This window comes from Lacticaseibacillus boliensis, from assembly GCF_054784775.1.
The window spans coordinates 35,482-50,977 of sequence record NZ_BAAIHN010000021.1; the positions used below are offsets into that span (position 1 = coordinate 35,482).

Here is a 15,496-nt window from a genome sequence, read left to right on the forward strand (position 1 = left end):
AGCGGCCGGCGCCTATTGCGCCGGTACCCGCTTGCGAAACACAACATAAGCCCAGATGAAATACGCCAACGCGATCGGAAGCAACACACAAGTCACCACCGTCATGATTGTTAACGTCAATGGACTCGCAGACGCTTGCGTGATCAACAACGAATGCGCGGCGTCTTGGCCGATCAATACCCGTGGGAACAGCCCGTTGAAAATCAAGATCACGACCAGCGCCAAGCCGGCGGCACTGCCGACAAACGACAGGCCTTCACGATCCTGGCGCACGCCGAGGTGTTGCACCACCGCCGCGGCCACGATCAACACGACGATCACCGCTGTGCTGATCGGCCGCTTGGCAAAGAAGTCCGTCTGGAACCAGACCAATGCGGCAAACACAACTTCACCGGCATATAAAACCCACGACAGGACTTGGTTAAACTGCCGCGCACGCTGGCGTAGCGGACCGGTGGTTTTCAACCGGATGAAGTTCAGCCCGTGCATGAGACACATCAGCACCACCGCGACGCCACCGACGATCGTCAAGAAGTTGACCTGGTTCAAAAAGCCGGCATAAATGTCCATGTGAGCATCGATCGGTAGCGGCTGGATGATTGCGGTGAAGATCATCCCCAAGAAAAACGGCGGGATGATGCTACCCAAAAACAGCGCCCAGCGCCAGATCTGCCGTTGCTTCGGCGTTTCTGCATGGGCTGCAAATTCGAACGAGACCCCCCGCACGATCAGCCCAAACAACACGAGGAAAAACAGCACGTAGAAGCCGGAAAACAGGCTCGCGTACCACAGCGGATAAGACGCAAACATCGCCCCGCCTGCCGTGATCAGCCACACTTCGTTGCCATCCCAGTGCGGCCCGATCGTCGCAACCAGTTGCGTCCGCTCAGACTCGTTGCGGGCCAGCAGACGCGTTGCCATGCCAACCCCAAAGTCGAACCCTTCCAAAACGAAGAAGCCAATAAACAAAACCGCCAACAAACAAAACCACAGTAATTGCAACCCGCTCATCGTTCAAACGCCTCCTTGCTAAATGGATCCTTGGTTACCGCGTAGTCTGTGCGCAGATCCGCATCCGGACCGTGCAACAAGGTGTGTCTGCTGTAATAAACCATGACGCCGCCCAGCAGCGTGAAGATCAAACCGTACATGATGTTGCTGAACCACAACTGGCCGGCCGTCGTCGTGGCGCTGATCGAATCGGCGATCGTGTATAAGCCATAGACGGTCCAAGGGTAACGCCCGAGTTCGGTAATCAACCAGCCTGCGGTATTAACGATAAACGGTAGCCACAAAGCAAACCCTAACAGGCGCAACAGCCAGCGTTTTTGCAACAGCGTGTCATGCCGCTTGCGGCTGAACCACAAGCCCAAGATGCCCAACAGCGCCAAAAGCACCCCGCCGCCAGACATCACCCGAAACGACCAGAACAGTGTTTTGACCGGAACATAATAATCTTTGTCCTTGCCATATTTCTGCTGCAATTCGGTATTGACCGTCTCCATGCCTTTGACGGCGCCTGACGGTTTGTGGTAAGACAGCAAACTAAGCAGATAAGGCACTTCAACATTGGCTTTAGTTTCATGATTTTTGGTATCGATCAACGACACGACCGTCCACGACGCCGGATCACCGGTGTCTTTATAAATGCCTTCGGTCGCGGCAAACTTCATCGGTTGGTCTTTGATGATGAATTGCGTCTGCAAATCCCCAACGCCAATGGCTCCGATCGACGCGATCACGCCGATCGCCAGGCCGACACGGAGACTGCGCAGGTGGAATTCTTCATGGTCGTGCTTCAGCAGCCGCCAAGCGGCCATGCCGGCAACAGCAAACCCGGCCGTCGTGAAGGCCCCGAAGATCACATGCGGAAACTCGACCCACAGCTGCGGGTTGGTGATTACCGCGCCAAAATCCACCAGCCGTACCCGTCCGGTGGCATGGCTGATCGCAAACCCGGTCGGATGTTGCATGAACGCGTTGGCGCTCAAAATCCAGATTGCAGACAACGTGGTACCCAACCACACCAGCCAGATCATCGCCGCGTGTAGTGCCGGCTTGAAGCAATCCCAAGTGAACATCCACAACCCGATGAATGTTGACTCCATGAAAAACGCCAGCAGCGCTTCAATCGCCAGTGGTGCCCCGAAGATGTCGCCCATGAACCGGGAATAATTCGACCAGTTCATGCCAAACTGGAATTCTTGAATGATCCCGGTCACGACCCCGACGGCAAAACTAAGTAAGAAGATCTTGCCCCAAAAAAGCGTCATCTTCTTGTAGATCTGTTGATGCGTGCGGACAAACAGTGTTTCCATGATGGCGGTGGTCAACGCCATGCCGATCGAAAATGGCACGAAGAAAAAATGAAACACCGTCGTCATGGCAAACTGGAACCGCGCCAACTCTAAGACAGTTACTCCCATTATGATACCCTCCTAGCTACGAATGATAGCGGATACACCCTTGATACCATAATCATACCGCGCTCCGAATCTGGAACACGGCAACAATCGTAAAAAATTAACGTAAAATTTGGTGGATCAGCTTGGGCATCGTCGGTGCCGTTGGCGTGATATGGTAAGCCTCGAGTACCGCCGGGGCTACCGCGGCGGGATCTGCAGTACTGCCATAGGCGACCGCCAGCGTTTCACCGACCGCCACCGGCGTCCCGAGTTTCTTATGTAACACCAAGCCGGCGGTCAGATCCAGCGTTGCGTCTTGGGTCGCGCGGCCACCACCGAGTTGCATCACCGCCACCCCGAGGGCCCTGGTGTCGATCTCGCCAACAAAACCGGCAGTCGTGGCCTTGATGGCAAACTTCTGGCTGGCTTGCGGCAGTTTTCTGGGATCATCGACGACGCGCGCGTCACCACCTTGCGCGGTGATCAATTGCTTGAATGCACGCAAGGCCCGCCCGTCGCGCAAAGCGTCTTCTGCCATCCCTTGAGCGATTTCCAGCGTCTGCGCCCGGCCGCCAAGCACCAGCATCTGGCCGGCTTGGGCGATCAAGAGTCCATGAACGTCTTTGGGCCCGCGACCTTTAAGCACAGCGATGCTTTCGGCTACCTCGAGGCTATTGCCAATGGTGATTCCCAACGGCTGGTTCATATCGGTAATCATCGCCACAGCTTTGACGTCGGCATCTTTTGCGATCGCGATCAAGGCCTTGGCCAAGGCGGTTGCGTCAGCGTCGTTGGTCATGAAGGCGCCGTTGCCACTTTTGACGTCGAACAACAGCGCGTCAGTACCTGATGCCAGCTTTTTGGACATGATCGAACTGGCGATCAGCGGCTTAGAGGCGACGGTCCCGGTGACATCGCGCAAGGCATACAGCCGTTTATCTGCTGGGGCCAAGTCGGCTGAAGCCGCCGTGATCGCCTGATGGATCGTTTGCACCTGCGAGATGAACTGTGCCGTCGTCAGGTTCACGTTGAAGCCGGGGATGCTTTCCAACTTATCCAAGGTGCCGCCGGTGAAACCCAACCCGCGTCCGGAAACCATCGGCACCGGTACACCTAGGCTGGCCATCAGCGGCAACAACGGTAGGCTGAGCTTATCGCCGACGCCACCGGTCGAATGCTTGTCCACCTTGATGCCTGCGATCTCGTGTAGATCCAGCCGCTTTCCTGACGCCAGCATGGCTTGAGCCAGCGCGCTTTGTTCTGTGTCGGTCATCCCGTTAAAATAAATCGCCATCAGCATCGCGCTCATCTGATAATCCGGTATTTTTTCGGCTACATATTGTTGAATCAGCCATTGAATTTCGTCCGCCGTTAAAGCCCCGCGATCGCGCTTTTTTGCGATCAGGTCTACCATCCGCATACTATCGCTCCTTTAGGTTGTGTTACACTCAATTTGATTGGAGGGATCCCCATGCATTCATTGTATCACCACCTCGCCAAAATCGAGTTGCATTGCCATCTCGACGGCTCGATCTCCTTAGCGACCATCCGCCGGCTCGCGGCCATGGCCAAGATCTCGGTGCCAGCAAGCGATGACGCCTTGACCGCCTTGGTGCAAGCGCCAGCAGACGCCAAGACGCTGCTAGATTATCTGCGGCCGTTTGATTTCATGCGTCCTTTGTTGCAGACGACCCAAGCGCTCCAGCTCGCCGCGTTTGACGTTGCGCACCAAGCGGCACAAGAAAACGTGCGCTACATCGAGGTCCGTTTTGCTCCTGAATTTTCGCTCGACGCCGGCTTGAGCGTTGCTTCGGCGATCGATGCCGTGGTGGCGGGCCTGCACCAGGCGATGCAACAAGACGACATTCAAGCGACCGCCTTGGTGTGCGGCATGCGGCAATCCGCGCCTGCCACCAACGCCCAAATTTTCGATTTGGCCGCGCCTCTCGTTGGCCACGGCCTGGTCGGCTTTGACTTTGCTGGCAACGAAGCCGACTTTCCCACCAGCGTCTTGACCCCCACGATTCGCCACGCGCAAGCGCTGGGTGTGCCGCTGACACTGCACGCAGGCGAATGCCATTGTGTGCAAAATATCGTCGAAGCCGTTCGGTTGGGCATCCCCCGAATCGGCCACGCCACCGCCTTATACAACGAACCAGCCGCCTTGCAACAATTTGTCGCCGCGGGCGCAACGGCAGAACTCTGTCTCACCAGCAACCTGCAAACCAAAGCCGCGGCGAGCCTGGCCACTTATCCTTACGCACAGCTGATGGAAGCGGGGGCTAAAATCACGATTAACACGGATAACCGGACCGTTTCCAACACGACTTTGACCCAAGAATACGAGCGCTTCACCACAGCCTTTGGGACCCGCGTCAGCGACTTCTACCAGTTCAACCTCAACGCCGCAGCCGCCAGTTTCTTGCCCCCAGATGCCCGCGAAGCACTCAAAGCTCGCATCCAACACGACTACGCGCCATATCGAGATGTCTAGCACTTAAAAACGCCGGTACCGCGCCCATACGGGTGGCGGCACCGGCGCTTTGGCTTGTGCTAGAAATAATCATAGAGCTGCGTTTGGTGGTTGATAAAAATATCAGAAATCGCGGCGATCGTGTAGGCGTCTCCGTCGATCAAGCCAAGGCTGTAGGCGTCTCTGAGGGAGCGCACGCCAAAGGTGGCTTTGACCAATTGCTGCTCGCTTAACTTCACAGCCGGCGTTCCTTCAGTGACGGCCTTGAAACCGACCTTGCCGTCATCGATCGCCAGCTGCCACAACCCGCTGTTTTCCGGGATGAAATCATCCGAGATGGCAAAGATCAGCGGCGCCAAATCACTGACTTGGTAAGGATAGCGTTGCATGAAATCCTGCACGTCAACGATGCGGGCCATCATGTACGGCGCCACCGTCGTTTTCAACACGCCTGGTTCTGGAAACAGATCGTGGAGCGATTCGGGGTTACCGGTGGTATAGACAAATTGTGCAAAAGCTGACCGGTGCGCGCTAACGAAGCGGCCCAAGGCAATCAGCGCGGTCAGATCGTCGTAAAAGACCTCGTGCAGGATAAAGGTGTCTCCGGCCCGCTCATACACCAGGTATCCAATCGGCCGCTCACCCATCATCGCCACAGCCACCTCACGTGCGGGATAATGATCGGCCATGTTCAGCCACCACCAGTCCGCACGCAAGACGCCGCCGCGGGTCGCGACTTTGTTGCGGCCATAGATCGCTTGCATCGCCGGAATGGCGGCGGCAAAACGGCGCCGTTGAACATGGATGGCCGCATTAGTCCTGGGCAGTTTTGGCATATCCCGTGCCGCCAGGCTGTGGGTCACCTGATCAAAGGCACCTTCGTAACCAAACCGCCGGTAAAACGTCGCGGAAAATGGCGCCAGGTAAGACAAGGTCTCGCCGTTTTTCCGCATCTGCGCAAACGCTTCGTGCATGATCGCCGTGATCCCGCCGTTGCCACCGGCCTCTGGATAGCTGGCGACATACCCGATCCCGCTCATCTTGTAGGTCACACCGGAAAAATCCACGGCAAAATGGGTGCTCAAGAGGCCGCTTTGGAGCGGCTCCCCGATCCCCCAAGCGTCTGAATGGGCAAACAAACTCGCAAAGGCCGCATCGCGGTGTGGTGACTGCGGCTTATTGAAGGCATATCTTGCCAGCGCGTAAAATTCCTGTTCCTGATCGTGCGTCAATCGTTTCACCGTCATTGTCATGACTCCCATCTGTTGAAGTTATGGTCGTTGGCACAACCGCTTTCAATATTAGTATAGACCAATCGGCATCGCTTTGCATCCTTTAGTCATTCGCAAGGAAGGCTTCACAAAATCATCACGAATCATCAAGGTTTCCCCCACATTTGCACGGTATGGTTAGTTTATCGAAAGGATGAGGACGATGTTACTTAATGAAACCAACATGCTGACCGCACAATTAGAAGCGATCACCTACCCCACGATTTATGCCCACACAGAAACAGGCGCTGAAATCGTCATCGAAACCAATCAAAAACAGCGCGAAGACCCTGCCTTTTGGCAAAGTATCCGCGCGATCTTAAAAGCACAATTGTGGGTCCCTGTGTCCAAGCGCCTGCACCAGTTGGTTGACTCCGACTGGCTTCAGCCTACGCCTGCCACTGTTTGAAGCGATGAGCGGCGACCACTAAGGTCACCATGGCATCAGGCGATAACACCTCAGACGCCGTTGCCAAACTACCGGTCGTCGCCACGGCCCCGATCACTTCAAGGCCAAATTTGACGAGGTTAAGATCCTTCTTGGGTTGATAACCGCCTTCAAAAACAGGTTCGTGGTTGTAAGTGAAGTTGATATTATTTTCGGTGATCGAACCATCGACATGGTTGACCATGATGCGATCTTCCAGATCTGCCAGCGGCGCCTTGTCGGCTAACAAGTTCAGCTTGTGGTCAGATTCGTGGCGATCGTAGTGTCCTTGAAGCGTGTCCAGGTAGGTGCTAGCGGGGTGCTTGAGCACCTTCAAGTAGTCGACTGCAGCCTGCACTTTTTCTTCTGGGAATGCTTGGGCCTTGCCCAACAACGCATCCGACTGGGCTTCAAGCCAGTCGGCTAATTCGCTAATGCCATATTGATCCATGGTGACCTCCAGTTATCTCGTGTCTAGTCTTATTGTATCATTTTCCCCGCAGACTGTAACCAAGCAGTAACCAATGTCATCTCAAAACGACTATAATATAGTTAGTGTCAGGAGTTTCGAGGAGGGATGATCATGTCCGAAACTAACCATCAACTACCAATGTTCGATGCCTTCGGTCAGCCGACGACCTTAAAGCCAAAAATCACATATAAGCTACGCGTCAAGAATGGCTACATCCTCGCTTTGTTACCCGATCAACATCAACGGCGCCTGCCGAACCTACTGACCCAGCATCAACATCGTTAATCAAAAAAACCGCCGTGATGGCGGTTTTTTCATCCCGGATGCTTGGATTCCGTGAAGCTCATCAAAATCACGGTGATAATGATGATCAACCCACCAAGTAATTCCGCGCGACCCAGGCGAAACCCGAGAAATAAAACGGCGGTCAGCGTCGCCCCGAGTGGCTCGAACGCGTCGAGCAAGCTGACTGCCGTGACGCTTATGTACTGCATCGCCATCAAGTAAAACAGATAAGCGATGATCGTCCCGCCGATGACAACAAAAGCGTAGACCCACCACAGCGTGGCATTCAGATGCGGCGGCGCCAGCCAAAACGGACGCACCCCTGTCATTATCACGCCGCCGAGCAACTGCGCCCAGGCTGTGATCGTCAGCGGTGAATAAGTCTCTAGTAACGTTGCTGGCAAGATCGCGTAACTCGCCGCGGCCAGCGCCGCCAGCAAGCCCCAAAACAACGCTTGCGGACTGATCGCCAACTGGGTCAGATGGCCTTTAGTCACCACCAACAACGTCCCAAACAACGCCATGGCGATGATGATGACATCGATCCGACGCGGCAATTGGCGCGTCTTCAAGGCAACATAGATCAGCACCACCACCGGCGACAAAAACTGCAAGATCGTCGCCGTTGGGGCGTTGGCGACCGCGACGGCCTTGAAATAAATATACTGCATCGCGATCATACCGAACACGATAAACGCAATCAGTTGCCAAGCCGCAGTGCGGTCGCGCCACGGTGCCATGACCTTGCCGTGATCGACTTTCAGCGCGATCGCCATGGTGGCAATGCCTGCGATCAGCATCTTGGAGCTGATCAGCCAAGACACCGACATGTGCGCGTCAAACAGCAACTCGCTGGCCGGCCCTGCAATTCCCCAAAGCAAGGCGGCCAGCATCCCCAAGCCGATACCCAACAAGCGTTTACTGCGCATCCCGACCATCCTTTGGTATCTGCCACCCCATCAGGTGATCGTCGATCAAACCGGCGCCTTCAAAATAACTGTAGATAATCACCGGTCCGACAAACTTGAAGCCGCGTTGTTTCATGTCTTTGGCGACCCGCACAGAAAGCGGGGTCTGGGTGGGGATATCCACTTCTGTTTGCGGGTGGTTGACGATCGGCCGGCCGCCCACGAACGCCCATAAATACTGATCCAAGCTCCCAAATTCTTGTTGCACCCGCAAAATCGCCTGGGCATTGGCCACGACGGCATGCAACTTCTGGCGATTGCGGATCAAGTTGGGATCAGCCTGCAGACGCGCGAGATCAGCATCACCCATCCGCGCCACGCGCGCAATGTCAAAATCATAAAATGCCGCCTTGATCGCCGCACGTTTTTTCAACACCATCAACCAGTTCAAGCCTGCCTGAAACCCTTCCAGGCTCAACAGTTCAAACAAGGCGCGGTCATCATGGAGCGGCCTTCCCCATTCATTATCGTGGTAAGCCTGCAACAAAGGGTCTTGTTGGGCCCAAGCCATGCGCGTTTGCATCGTCATTCCTCCTTGGTTATTGCTCACGATAACATATTACGCGAAAACAGCGTAAAAAAAAGCCCTGGCACCAAATTCCACCGCCGTGCCAGCCCCCAACAAAAAAACGCCGCCACACCGCGATTCAAATCATCGTGGTACGGAGGCGTTAACGTCATGAATAAGCTTAAGCCGTCTTGACGATCAAAACATCACAAGGCGCGGTCCGGTTGACGTATTCGGTGACAGAGCCGACTAAGACCCGTTCCATCGCGTTCAACCCGGTTGCGCCGATCATGATCAGATCGGTCTTATGGTCGTGAGGGAAATCCGTGGCGATGACCGTCTTGGGATTGCCAAAACGAACGTGGATCGCAACGTCTTCCAGTCCGGCCTTCTTGGCGCGCTCTGCTAACCCGTTCAAGTAATTTTCAGCGTCTTGCGTCAGCTGATACACCGCATCTCCAGAAATCATGCCACCGTAGCCGCCGATGAATTGCTTTGTATCGAGCACGTTAAGAATATCCAGATGCGCGTGGTTTTTAACCGCAACCTTGACCGCTTTTTGGAAGGCGAGCTCCGCTTCATCTGAACCGTCAACTGGTACTAACAGCGTGTTATACTCCTGATCCATCTGATCACTTCCTTAATAGTCGAGCGCGATCTGATGACCACGCCCTGTTCTTATATTATAAGCGTAAGCCATTGACGCAGGGAAAACAAGTGTGAGCGTGAATTTTCGCAACCGCTTCCCATTGCTGGGGTTATCACCGTTATCACCAAGTGAGTACAAACCCGAACATCTCTCATGCAGTAATAAAAAAATCGATAAATCCCCATCTTAAAGATTGCATTTTGCGCCACTAAAAGTTAAATTATTAGATGTACCCGATCTGGGTGTCAAGTAGACCTATCAATTAATTAGAATCGTGGTGAAAATAACATGACAGAAACTGTTGGGAGTGCATTGCGCCAAATCCGCAAGAATCGTGGCGAATCGATCGTCGAAGTTGCCAAAGCTACCCACACGTCTCCTGCTAGCTTCACGAAGTGGGAAAATGACCAAACCGTGCCAAGCGAACGGAGTATCCGTAAGCTTGCCGACTACTACGATAGTGATCCTTTGGATGTTTTAGCGTTAGCCTATCCGGATAAATACGCTAAGGATAAAAAGAACAAGCCTGATATTGAAGGTAAAACCGTTGTTCGCGTCGAAGACTTGCTGAGTGAAGGCACGATCTTGACCTATAACGATGAGGTGCTGTCTTCTGCTAAAAAAGAACTCGTCGCCAGCTTTGCCGCCGGTTTGATCATCGCCGGTACACCAAGCGATAACGCCGAGTGATTGAAAACCGTCTCCGGACGGTTTTTTTATTTGCAGTCGCAACCAATTGCGGCTTTGGGTATACTAAAAGGCGAACACCGTCACAAACTAGATTGGATTAGGGGGATTTCTTGTGCCACAACTTCTCAACATTCACCACGGTTTCAACTTTCGCGACCTCGGCGGTTATCAGACGAAGGCCGGTCAAACGCTTCGCATGCATAAATTGATTCGCTCGGGACGTTTGAGCGACCTGTCTGCACGCGATCAACAATACCTTGTCGATTACGGCGTCCGCGTCGACGTTGACTTCCGGTCGCCTCAAGAGCGTGCCGACGCCCCAGATCGCATCTTGGCGCCGGTGACCTATCATTTTGATCCCGTCTTGGCGGTGGATGAAACCAAAGTCTCCGCCAACGCCGAACAGCTCCGGCGCCAGGCAATGGCCAAAGATCCCCTCGGCGGCTTCCGCAACATGATTGCCACTTATGCAGACATCGTCTTGCAGCCCCACTCTCAAAAGGCCTACCGGGAATTTTTTGACCTGTTGCTGGCCAATTCAAAGCCCGATGCCGCGCTACTTTTCCACTGTACCGCCGGCAAAGACCGCACCGGCATGGGCGCGGTGTATTTGCTCACCGCACTGGGCGTTGACCCGGTCACGATCCGGCAAGACTATCTGGCTTCAAACCAATATCTTGGCACGGAAAGCGAACGCATGGTCAAAGCGGCACGACGCGCCGGTGCCAGTCCGGCGTTGATTGCATCGACGCGGTCGCTGGGTGGCGTCGCCAACGAATATCTTGACTCGGCATTGATGACGATCAACGCCCAGTTTGGGTCGTTAGACGACTATCTCACTAACGTCTTAAAGCTCACCGCTGAACAACGCCGCGACCTGCGGAGCATCTATCTGCAATAATTGCCATAATGGGCGTATAATGAAGTTGGTGTAAGGTCGCAATACGGCCTTGCAAACAACCGCACAACCCACATTTGTGGCAATCGAAGGAGTGAGTGCTATGAAATTATATCAAGGGTTAACCCAAGTTCAAGTCGACGACAAGATGATCGATGATGACCAAAACTTCACGATCACCACCGAGTTGACCAAGCCGTTGCACTACAGCCCCAGCCTCTTGTATCGGTACATCGACGCTGTCTTGAAAACTGGCAGTCGTCATGATCAAAACAATCTCCGCTTCGTCTCGGACCCGGCTTTCATCGGGGAAAACTACGATTTTAAAAGCAACGCCCAAACGGCATCGATCACCGACTTCGAAGATAAGATGACCTTTGCCCGCAACGTTGTCGCCGACCTCAACCGTCACGTTGCCGTCAATGTCGACACAAAAAATCAGCAATTCGAACTGATCTTCGTCGACTGATTCTTGGCCGATCCTCAGTGTCTTCACGGGATCGGTTTTTTGATTGGCGTGGGTCAGTGCATTCTCACCAGATTTCCCCTATACTAATATTGAAAGGACGTGTGACCAATGGAAGACACTTATCCCAAGATGCGCCCAGACAAGCCTCAGCAGTTGCCGACCAACACCGGCGATCGCCAACCGTTGTGGCAGGCGCTGGCCAAACAAGCCCCGGCATTGGGCGGCAAACGGGTCTTGGCGATTCACGCCGGCGACGGCTGGTTTTGCCGCTACGCGATCAATCACGGCGCCATCGCCGTCTTAGGTGTCGATAACGACGCCGCCGCGATCAGCGCCGCGCGCGCAACGGCAAGCTCCGACCGGCTTCGTTATCGGATCATGCCAGACACGGCATTGGGCCTGCTCACTGGTCCTTATGACCTGATCGTCGGCACCTTCAACCTCGCGCACGATGACGTGCACGCCATCAGCCGCTCGTTGTCTGGAATTCTCAGACACAATGGCCAATTTCTTGCGGCGGTAACCACCCCGCTAGCGGCGGCAACGCCTAAAGAAGGCCTCAAACTCAACGCGGTGTTCACCTCTAAGCTCACGATCGATTCCCTTTATCAGGTGACCGACACGCGCCTGGCGACCCGTGAACAAGTTCACTTCGTCTTCAGCAGTCGCGGCGGCCACTCCTAACAACGCGATACCAACGCGTTCACGAAATGAACGCAACGATTACTGAGATGTCCGAGCCATATGTATTCACGCAAAAGCGCCTTGACCAGCACACCCTAAGATTAGGGATTTACTGGTCAGGGCGCTTTTGTGCAATGCGACGACTGCATGTAGCTCAACTGCTTTTGCGATTATAAGAAAGTAGCGTTGAGCAACTGGTTGAGCTCGGCATAAGCTTGGGTCTCTTCATCGTCTGAGAGGTGTGGCAAGTCGCTGAACTCGCTGGCGTCAATCATCGCTTTTTGCATCGCCAAGGTTGCTTCCAGATGAAACTGAATGCCACAGATGCGGTGATGATACGTAAAGCCTTGCGTTGCGGCGGCTTGGTTGCGGTAACTGACGGTGCTACCAGGCAGATCCCCGATCGCCATGTGATGCCACTGGAAAACCGGCATTTCGCTGCCATCAGCGCGTTGCACTAACCCGCGACCGAGTTCCGGTAAATTCATCTGCAAAACCGGGGCGCCAAACGCCCGGGCGATTTGTTGGGCGCCAAAATCGATCCCGAACACCGGCCGCCCGATCTTGTCCATACTCCGTACCAGGATGCGCTCAGCGGCCATCCACGTTTCGCCATCCCCGATCTGTTGCGGGCCGCCTAACAAGATCACCCCATCAAGGTCATGGGCGTTCAACGGCGTCAGGTTCTCGCCAGTGTCTGGCCGGTGAATGATTAGCTTGATGTCATTTGCTACCGCCCAATCGGTGATCAAGCCGGGATTTTGCTCGTCTGCGTGTTGAAAAACGTGAATCTCCATGCTCATTGCTTCTGCTCCTTTGTCTTCAGTCCGGTGATAAACGCTCGATAAGTTTCGCCGGTGGGATCATACACCGCAAAAACGACTTCATCCCAAGCCCCATTGAACTCCTTGCGCCGCAATGCCTGGGCAAAAAGCCGTGCCACCGCGGTGGGATCGTTGCCAAACACGCCACAGCCAAAGGCCCCGAGGATAGGGCGGCGGACCCCGTGATTTTTGAACGCACGCAGGGTCTGCAAGATCTTGCTGGCGATATCAACGAGCGCTTTTTGGGCGTCGAGGTCCGGATAGCGGCGGCGGTTAGGCGCCGCCACGGTGACGATATCCAGGTAGCGGCCGTCGAGACGGTTGCCTTCATGGTCGAACAACTGCCGCACATGCTCGGAGTAGATCAAATTAGGCGTGTTCAAGCCGTCGTTGGGCTGGGCGCGGTTGACGGTGTAGTAGCTACTTTCAAATTGGCGCAACGCCGGCATCAGATACGTGCCCTTGGCGATCGATTCTTCTTGGGCATGCGCGCCAAATTCCACGCCGCCACCAGGATTGGTGGGGCTGGCAAAATTCATCACGCCAATGTGATCGGCTTCTTCACTCATCACAGCAAACACATCCGCGTTGATCACCCGCCATGCCGCTTGCCGGCGTCCAAGCGGTGCCGTTTCTGTTAACGGTTCCGTGATCAAGGAGCTCTTCGGCCATTCAGGGTTTTCCTTGAATGTCGCCATTGTCGCCCGAAACATTTGAATCTGATTCATGGCAAATCCTCCACACGTTTTCGCTGCGCACGTCAAATTTTGCGTGCGACGTTTTGTTAAGCATAGCACACTTCACCATTTTAACGGAACCGGACTGCTTTTTTCGTGATCGTCACGCAAAATCCACTGTGTGTCATGAACATCCTGCGCTTACCCCTGTCAGCTGTGGTAAAATAGAAGGTAATTATCGATATGAAATGGGGAATGTTTGAATGGACAGTGGCCAAGTCGCCTCTAATCTGCTGGTGATGGTCGTCACCTTCTTATTCGCTGCTTTTTTTGTCGCCAGTGAATTTGCATTGGTTCAAAGCCGACCAAGCGCGTTAGAGGAACTGTTGGAGGAAGGAACCGGCAACCGCAAAAAGTTACGCCGGGCACTGAAGATGGTCCACAATCTGAATGAATACTTGTCAACCACCCAAGTTGGGGTTTCCGTCGCCGGGATCATCCTTGGGTGGATTGGGGAAGAAACGGTCGAATTTTTACTCTTAGACCTGCTTGACCTCACGCATCTTCAGTTACCAGACGGTAGCCTCCACATGATCGGCGCGATTTTCGGGGTCATCATCTTGACCTACTTAGAAGTCGTGCTCACTGAAATCGTTCCCAAAAATGTCGCCATCGACCTGCCGATTAAATCGTTGATGTTTGTGGTGACCCCGCTCCATTACTTCCATGTCATCTTTTACCCCTTCGTGTGGTTGCTGAATGTTTCTGCCACCGGGATCGTGCGGATGATCGGGATGAAACCGGCCGATGAAGGCAATGAGGTCTTCACCCAAGCCGAGATCCTCAGTCTGTCTAAAGCGGCGGTCGACACCGGCGAAATGGATCAAAACGACGTGACCTACATGCAACGCGCCTTTGACCTTAACGACAAGGAAGCCCGCGACGTCATGGTCGACCGGACCAGCCTGGTCGTCATCGACATCGAAACCACCGTCAAAGAAGTCATCAAAGATTACCTGACGGAAGGCTATTCGCGCTTTCCTGTCGTTGCAGACGGGGACAAAGATAAGATTTTGGGTTACGTCTACATCTACGACTTGGTGCGCCAAGCTCGCGTTGACGATTCGGTACGTGTTTCCAAGATCTTGCGGACCATCGTCACCGTTCCTGAAGGCATGCCGATCCACAACATCTTGCAACAGATGATCAGAAAGCAGACCCCAATCGTCGTGGTCGTCGACGAATACGGCGGTACTAGCGGCATCGTCACCGATAAAGATATCTATGAAGAGCTGTTTGGAACCGTCAAAGACGAGATCGATGATGTCTCTGATGAATACATCATTAAAACCGACAAGCCTGACATCTTCAAGGTCAGCGGCAAAACCACACTTTACGATTTTGAACGTTTCTTCCGCACCAAGCTCAAGCCCTTCCAGGAATCAGATATTGTCACGATCGCGGGGTTTTTGACCGAAGAACATCCAAACCTCAAACTCCATGACACCGTGGTACTCGACCGCTACACGTTCACGGTCACCGACTTTTCCCGCGGTTTCGCCAACTGGTTTGAAGTCACCGTTGGCCCGGAAGTAACCCCTGATGACGAAGAAGACGAAGACAACAATTAGTTTCAGCCAAACACCGGTGTGTGACCCCGGTGTTTTTGTGGCTCTGCGTCAACTGGTGTTGAAGAATAAATTTATCTTTTAGGAAAGTCTCCATGATAGGAGGCTTTTTGTTATTTTAGGCAGTTAATTGGTAGATGCGATTGAAGAAATTGGTTTGATTGCGAA

The 15,496-nt window shown here is 53.9% G+C and carries 18 protein-coding genes; 8 read left to right on the forward strand and 10 right to left on the reverse strand.

Features of this window, described 5'->3' with window-relative positions:
• Positions 1-12: 12 nt before the first annotated feature.
• The 3 genes from cydB to ACYVRB_RS09445 all read right to left on the reverse strand — a co-directional run bounded on the left by cydB (position 13) and on the right by ACYVRB_RS09445 (position 3,825).
• The gene (cydB, locus tag ACYVRB_RS09435) at positions 13-1,011 is read right to left on the reverse strand and encodes a cytochrome d ubiquinol oxidase subunit II (protein WP_461215040.1); all 999 of its coding nucleotides are present in this window, start codon (positions 1,009-1,011) and stop codon (positions 13-15) included.
• The gene (locus tag ACYVRB_RS09440; RefSeq protein ID WP_461215042.1) at positions 1,008-2,426 is read right to left on the reverse strand and encodes a cytochrome ubiquinol oxidase subunit I; all 1,419 of its coding nucleotides are present in this window, start codon (positions 2,424-2,426) and stop codon (positions 1,008-1,010) included. Before ACYVRB_RS09440 ends, cydB begins: the two co-directional genes overlap by 4 nt.
• A 97-nt stretch (positions 2,427-2,523) precedes the next feature.
• Complete coding sequence (locus tag ACYVRB_RS09445) at positions 2,524-3,825, reverse strand: thymidine phosphorylase (RefSeq protein ID WP_461215043.1); 1,302 nt, start codon at positions 3,823-3,825, stop codon at positions 2,524-2,526.
• A 51-nt stretch (positions 3,826-3,876) separates the two neighbouring features.
• Here ACYVRB_RS09445 and add point away from each other — a divergent pair, with 51 nt between their 5' ends.
• Entirely contained in the window at positions 3,877-4,899 is a 1,023-nt protein-coding gene (gene add, locus ACYVRB_RS09450; RefSeq protein ID WP_461215045.1) for an adenosine deaminase, read from the forward strand.
• 59 nt (positions 4,900-4,958) lie between these two features.
• Here the strand turns inward: add and ACYVRB_RS09455 are convergent, their stop codons facing one another.
• Positions 4,959-6,125 (reverse strand): GNAT family N-acetyltransferase, encoded by a 1,167-nt coding sequence (locus ACYVRB_RS09455; RefSeq protein ID WP_461215047.1) that lies wholly within the window; start codon positions 6,123-6,125, stop codon positions 4,959-4,961.
• A gap of 187 nt (positions 6,126-6,312) precedes the next feature.
• Between ACYVRB_RS09455 and ACYVRB_RS09460 the strand changes: the two genes are divergently transcribed.
• Entirely contained in the window at positions 6,313-6,558 is a 246-nt protein-coding gene (locus ACYVRB_RS09460) for a hypothetical protein (protein WP_461215048.1), read from the forward strand.
• Here ACYVRB_RS09460 and ACYVRB_RS09465 read toward each other — a convergent pair.
• Positions 6,539-7,027 (reverse strand): hypothetical protein, encoded by a 489-nt coding sequence (locus ACYVRB_RS09465; protein WP_461215050.1) that lies wholly within the window; start codon positions 7,025-7,027, stop codon positions 6,539-6,541. The two genes, ACYVRB_RS09460 and ACYVRB_RS09465, sit on opposite strands and share 20 nt — an antisense overlap.
• Positions 7,028-7,159: 132 nt before the next feature.
• Here ACYVRB_RS09465 and ACYVRB_RS09470 point away from each other — a divergent pair, with 132 nt between their 5' ends.
• Positions 7,160-7,333 carry a hypothetical protein gene (locus ACYVRB_RS09470; protein WP_461215052.1) on the forward strand — a complete coding sequence of 58 codons (174 nt, stop codon included), beginning with the start codon at positions 7,160-7,162 and terminating at the stop codon, positions 7,331-7,333.
• A 29-nt stretch (positions 7,334-7,362) separates the two neighbouring features.
• On the opposite strand, the gene ACYVRB_RS09475 is transcribed toward ACYVRB_RS09470, so the two are convergent.
• From ACYVRB_RS09475 to ACYVRB_RS09485, 3 genes are all read right to left on the reverse strand, one after another.
• Complete coding sequence (locus ACYVRB_RS09475) at positions 7,363-8,262, reverse strand: DMT family transporter (protein WP_461215053.1); 900 nt, start codon at positions 8,260-8,262, stop codon at positions 7,363-7,365.
• Complete coding sequence (locus tag ACYVRB_RS09480) at positions 8,252-8,824, reverse strand: DNA-3-methyladenine glycosylase I (protein ID WP_461215054.1); 573 nt, start codon at positions 8,822-8,824, stop codon at positions 8,252-8,254. The genes ACYVRB_RS09475 and ACYVRB_RS09480 overlap by 11 nt, the downstream gene beginning before the upstream one ends.
• A gap of 166 nt (positions 8,825-8,990) precedes the next feature.
• Positions 8,991-9,437 carry a universal stress protein gene (locus ACYVRB_RS09485; RefSeq protein ID WP_461215055.1) on the reverse strand — a complete coding sequence of 149 codons (447 nt, stop codon included), beginning with the start codon at positions 9,435-9,437 and terminating at the stop codon, positions 8,991-8,993.
• A gap of 309 nt (positions 9,438-9,746) precedes the next feature.
• Between ACYVRB_RS09485 and ACYVRB_RS09490 the strand changes: the two genes are divergently transcribed.
• The 4 genes from ACYVRB_RS09490 (at position 9,747) to ACYVRB_RS09505 (ending at position 12,199) form a co-directional block, all read left to right on the forward strand.
• Positions 9,747-10,148, forward strand: a complete 402-nt coding sequence (locus tag ACYVRB_RS09490) for a helix-turn-helix domain-containing protein (protein WP_461215056.1) — start codon at positions 9,747-9,749, stop codon at positions 10,146-10,148.
• 112 nt (positions 10,149-10,260) lie between these two features.
• The gene (locus ACYVRB_RS09495; protein ID WP_461215057.1) at positions 10,261-11,049 is read left to right on the forward strand and encodes a tyrosine-protein phosphatase; all 789 of its coding nucleotides are present in this window, start codon (positions 10,261-10,263) and stop codon (positions 11,047-11,049) included.
• A gap of 100 nt (positions 11,050-11,149) precedes the next feature.
• Positions 11,150-11,515 carry a hypothetical protein gene (locus ACYVRB_RS09500; protein ID WP_461215058.1) on the forward strand — a complete coding sequence of 122 codons (366 nt, stop codon included), beginning with the start codon at positions 11,150-11,152 and terminating at the stop codon, positions 11,513-11,515.
• 108 nt (positions 11,516-11,623) lie between these two features.
• Entirely contained in the window at positions 11,624-12,199 is a 576-nt protein-coding gene (locus tag ACYVRB_RS09505; protein ID WP_461215059.1) for a class I SAM-dependent methyltransferase, read from the forward strand.
• Between the two features lie 170 nt (positions 12,200-12,369).
• On the opposite strand, the gene ACYVRB_RS09510 is transcribed toward ACYVRB_RS09505, so the two are convergent.
• The gene (locus ACYVRB_RS09510; protein ID WP_461215061.1) at positions 12,370-13,002 is read right to left on the reverse strand and encodes a type 1 glutamine amidotransferase; all 633 of its coding nucleotides are present in this window, start codon (positions 13,000-13,002) and stop codon (positions 12,370-12,372) included.
• Positions 12,999-13,751: a TIGR02452 family protein gene (locus ACYVRB_RS09515; protein WP_461215063.1), complete on the reverse strand. Its 753-nt coding sequence runs from the start codon at positions 13,749-13,751 to the stop codon at positions 12,999-13,001. Before ACYVRB_RS09515 ends, ACYVRB_RS09510 begins: the two co-directional genes overlap by 4 nt.
• Positions 13,752-13,963: 212 nt before the next feature.
• On the opposite strand from ACYVRB_RS09515, the gene ACYVRB_RS09520 reads away from it, so the two are divergent.
• Positions 13,964-15,331, forward strand: a complete 1,368-nt coding sequence (locus tag ACYVRB_RS09520) for a hemolysin family protein (RefSeq protein ID WP_461215065.1) — start codon at positions 13,964-13,966, stop codon at positions 15,329-15,331.
• The last annotated feature ends 165 nt before the right edge of the window (positions 15,332-15,496 follow it).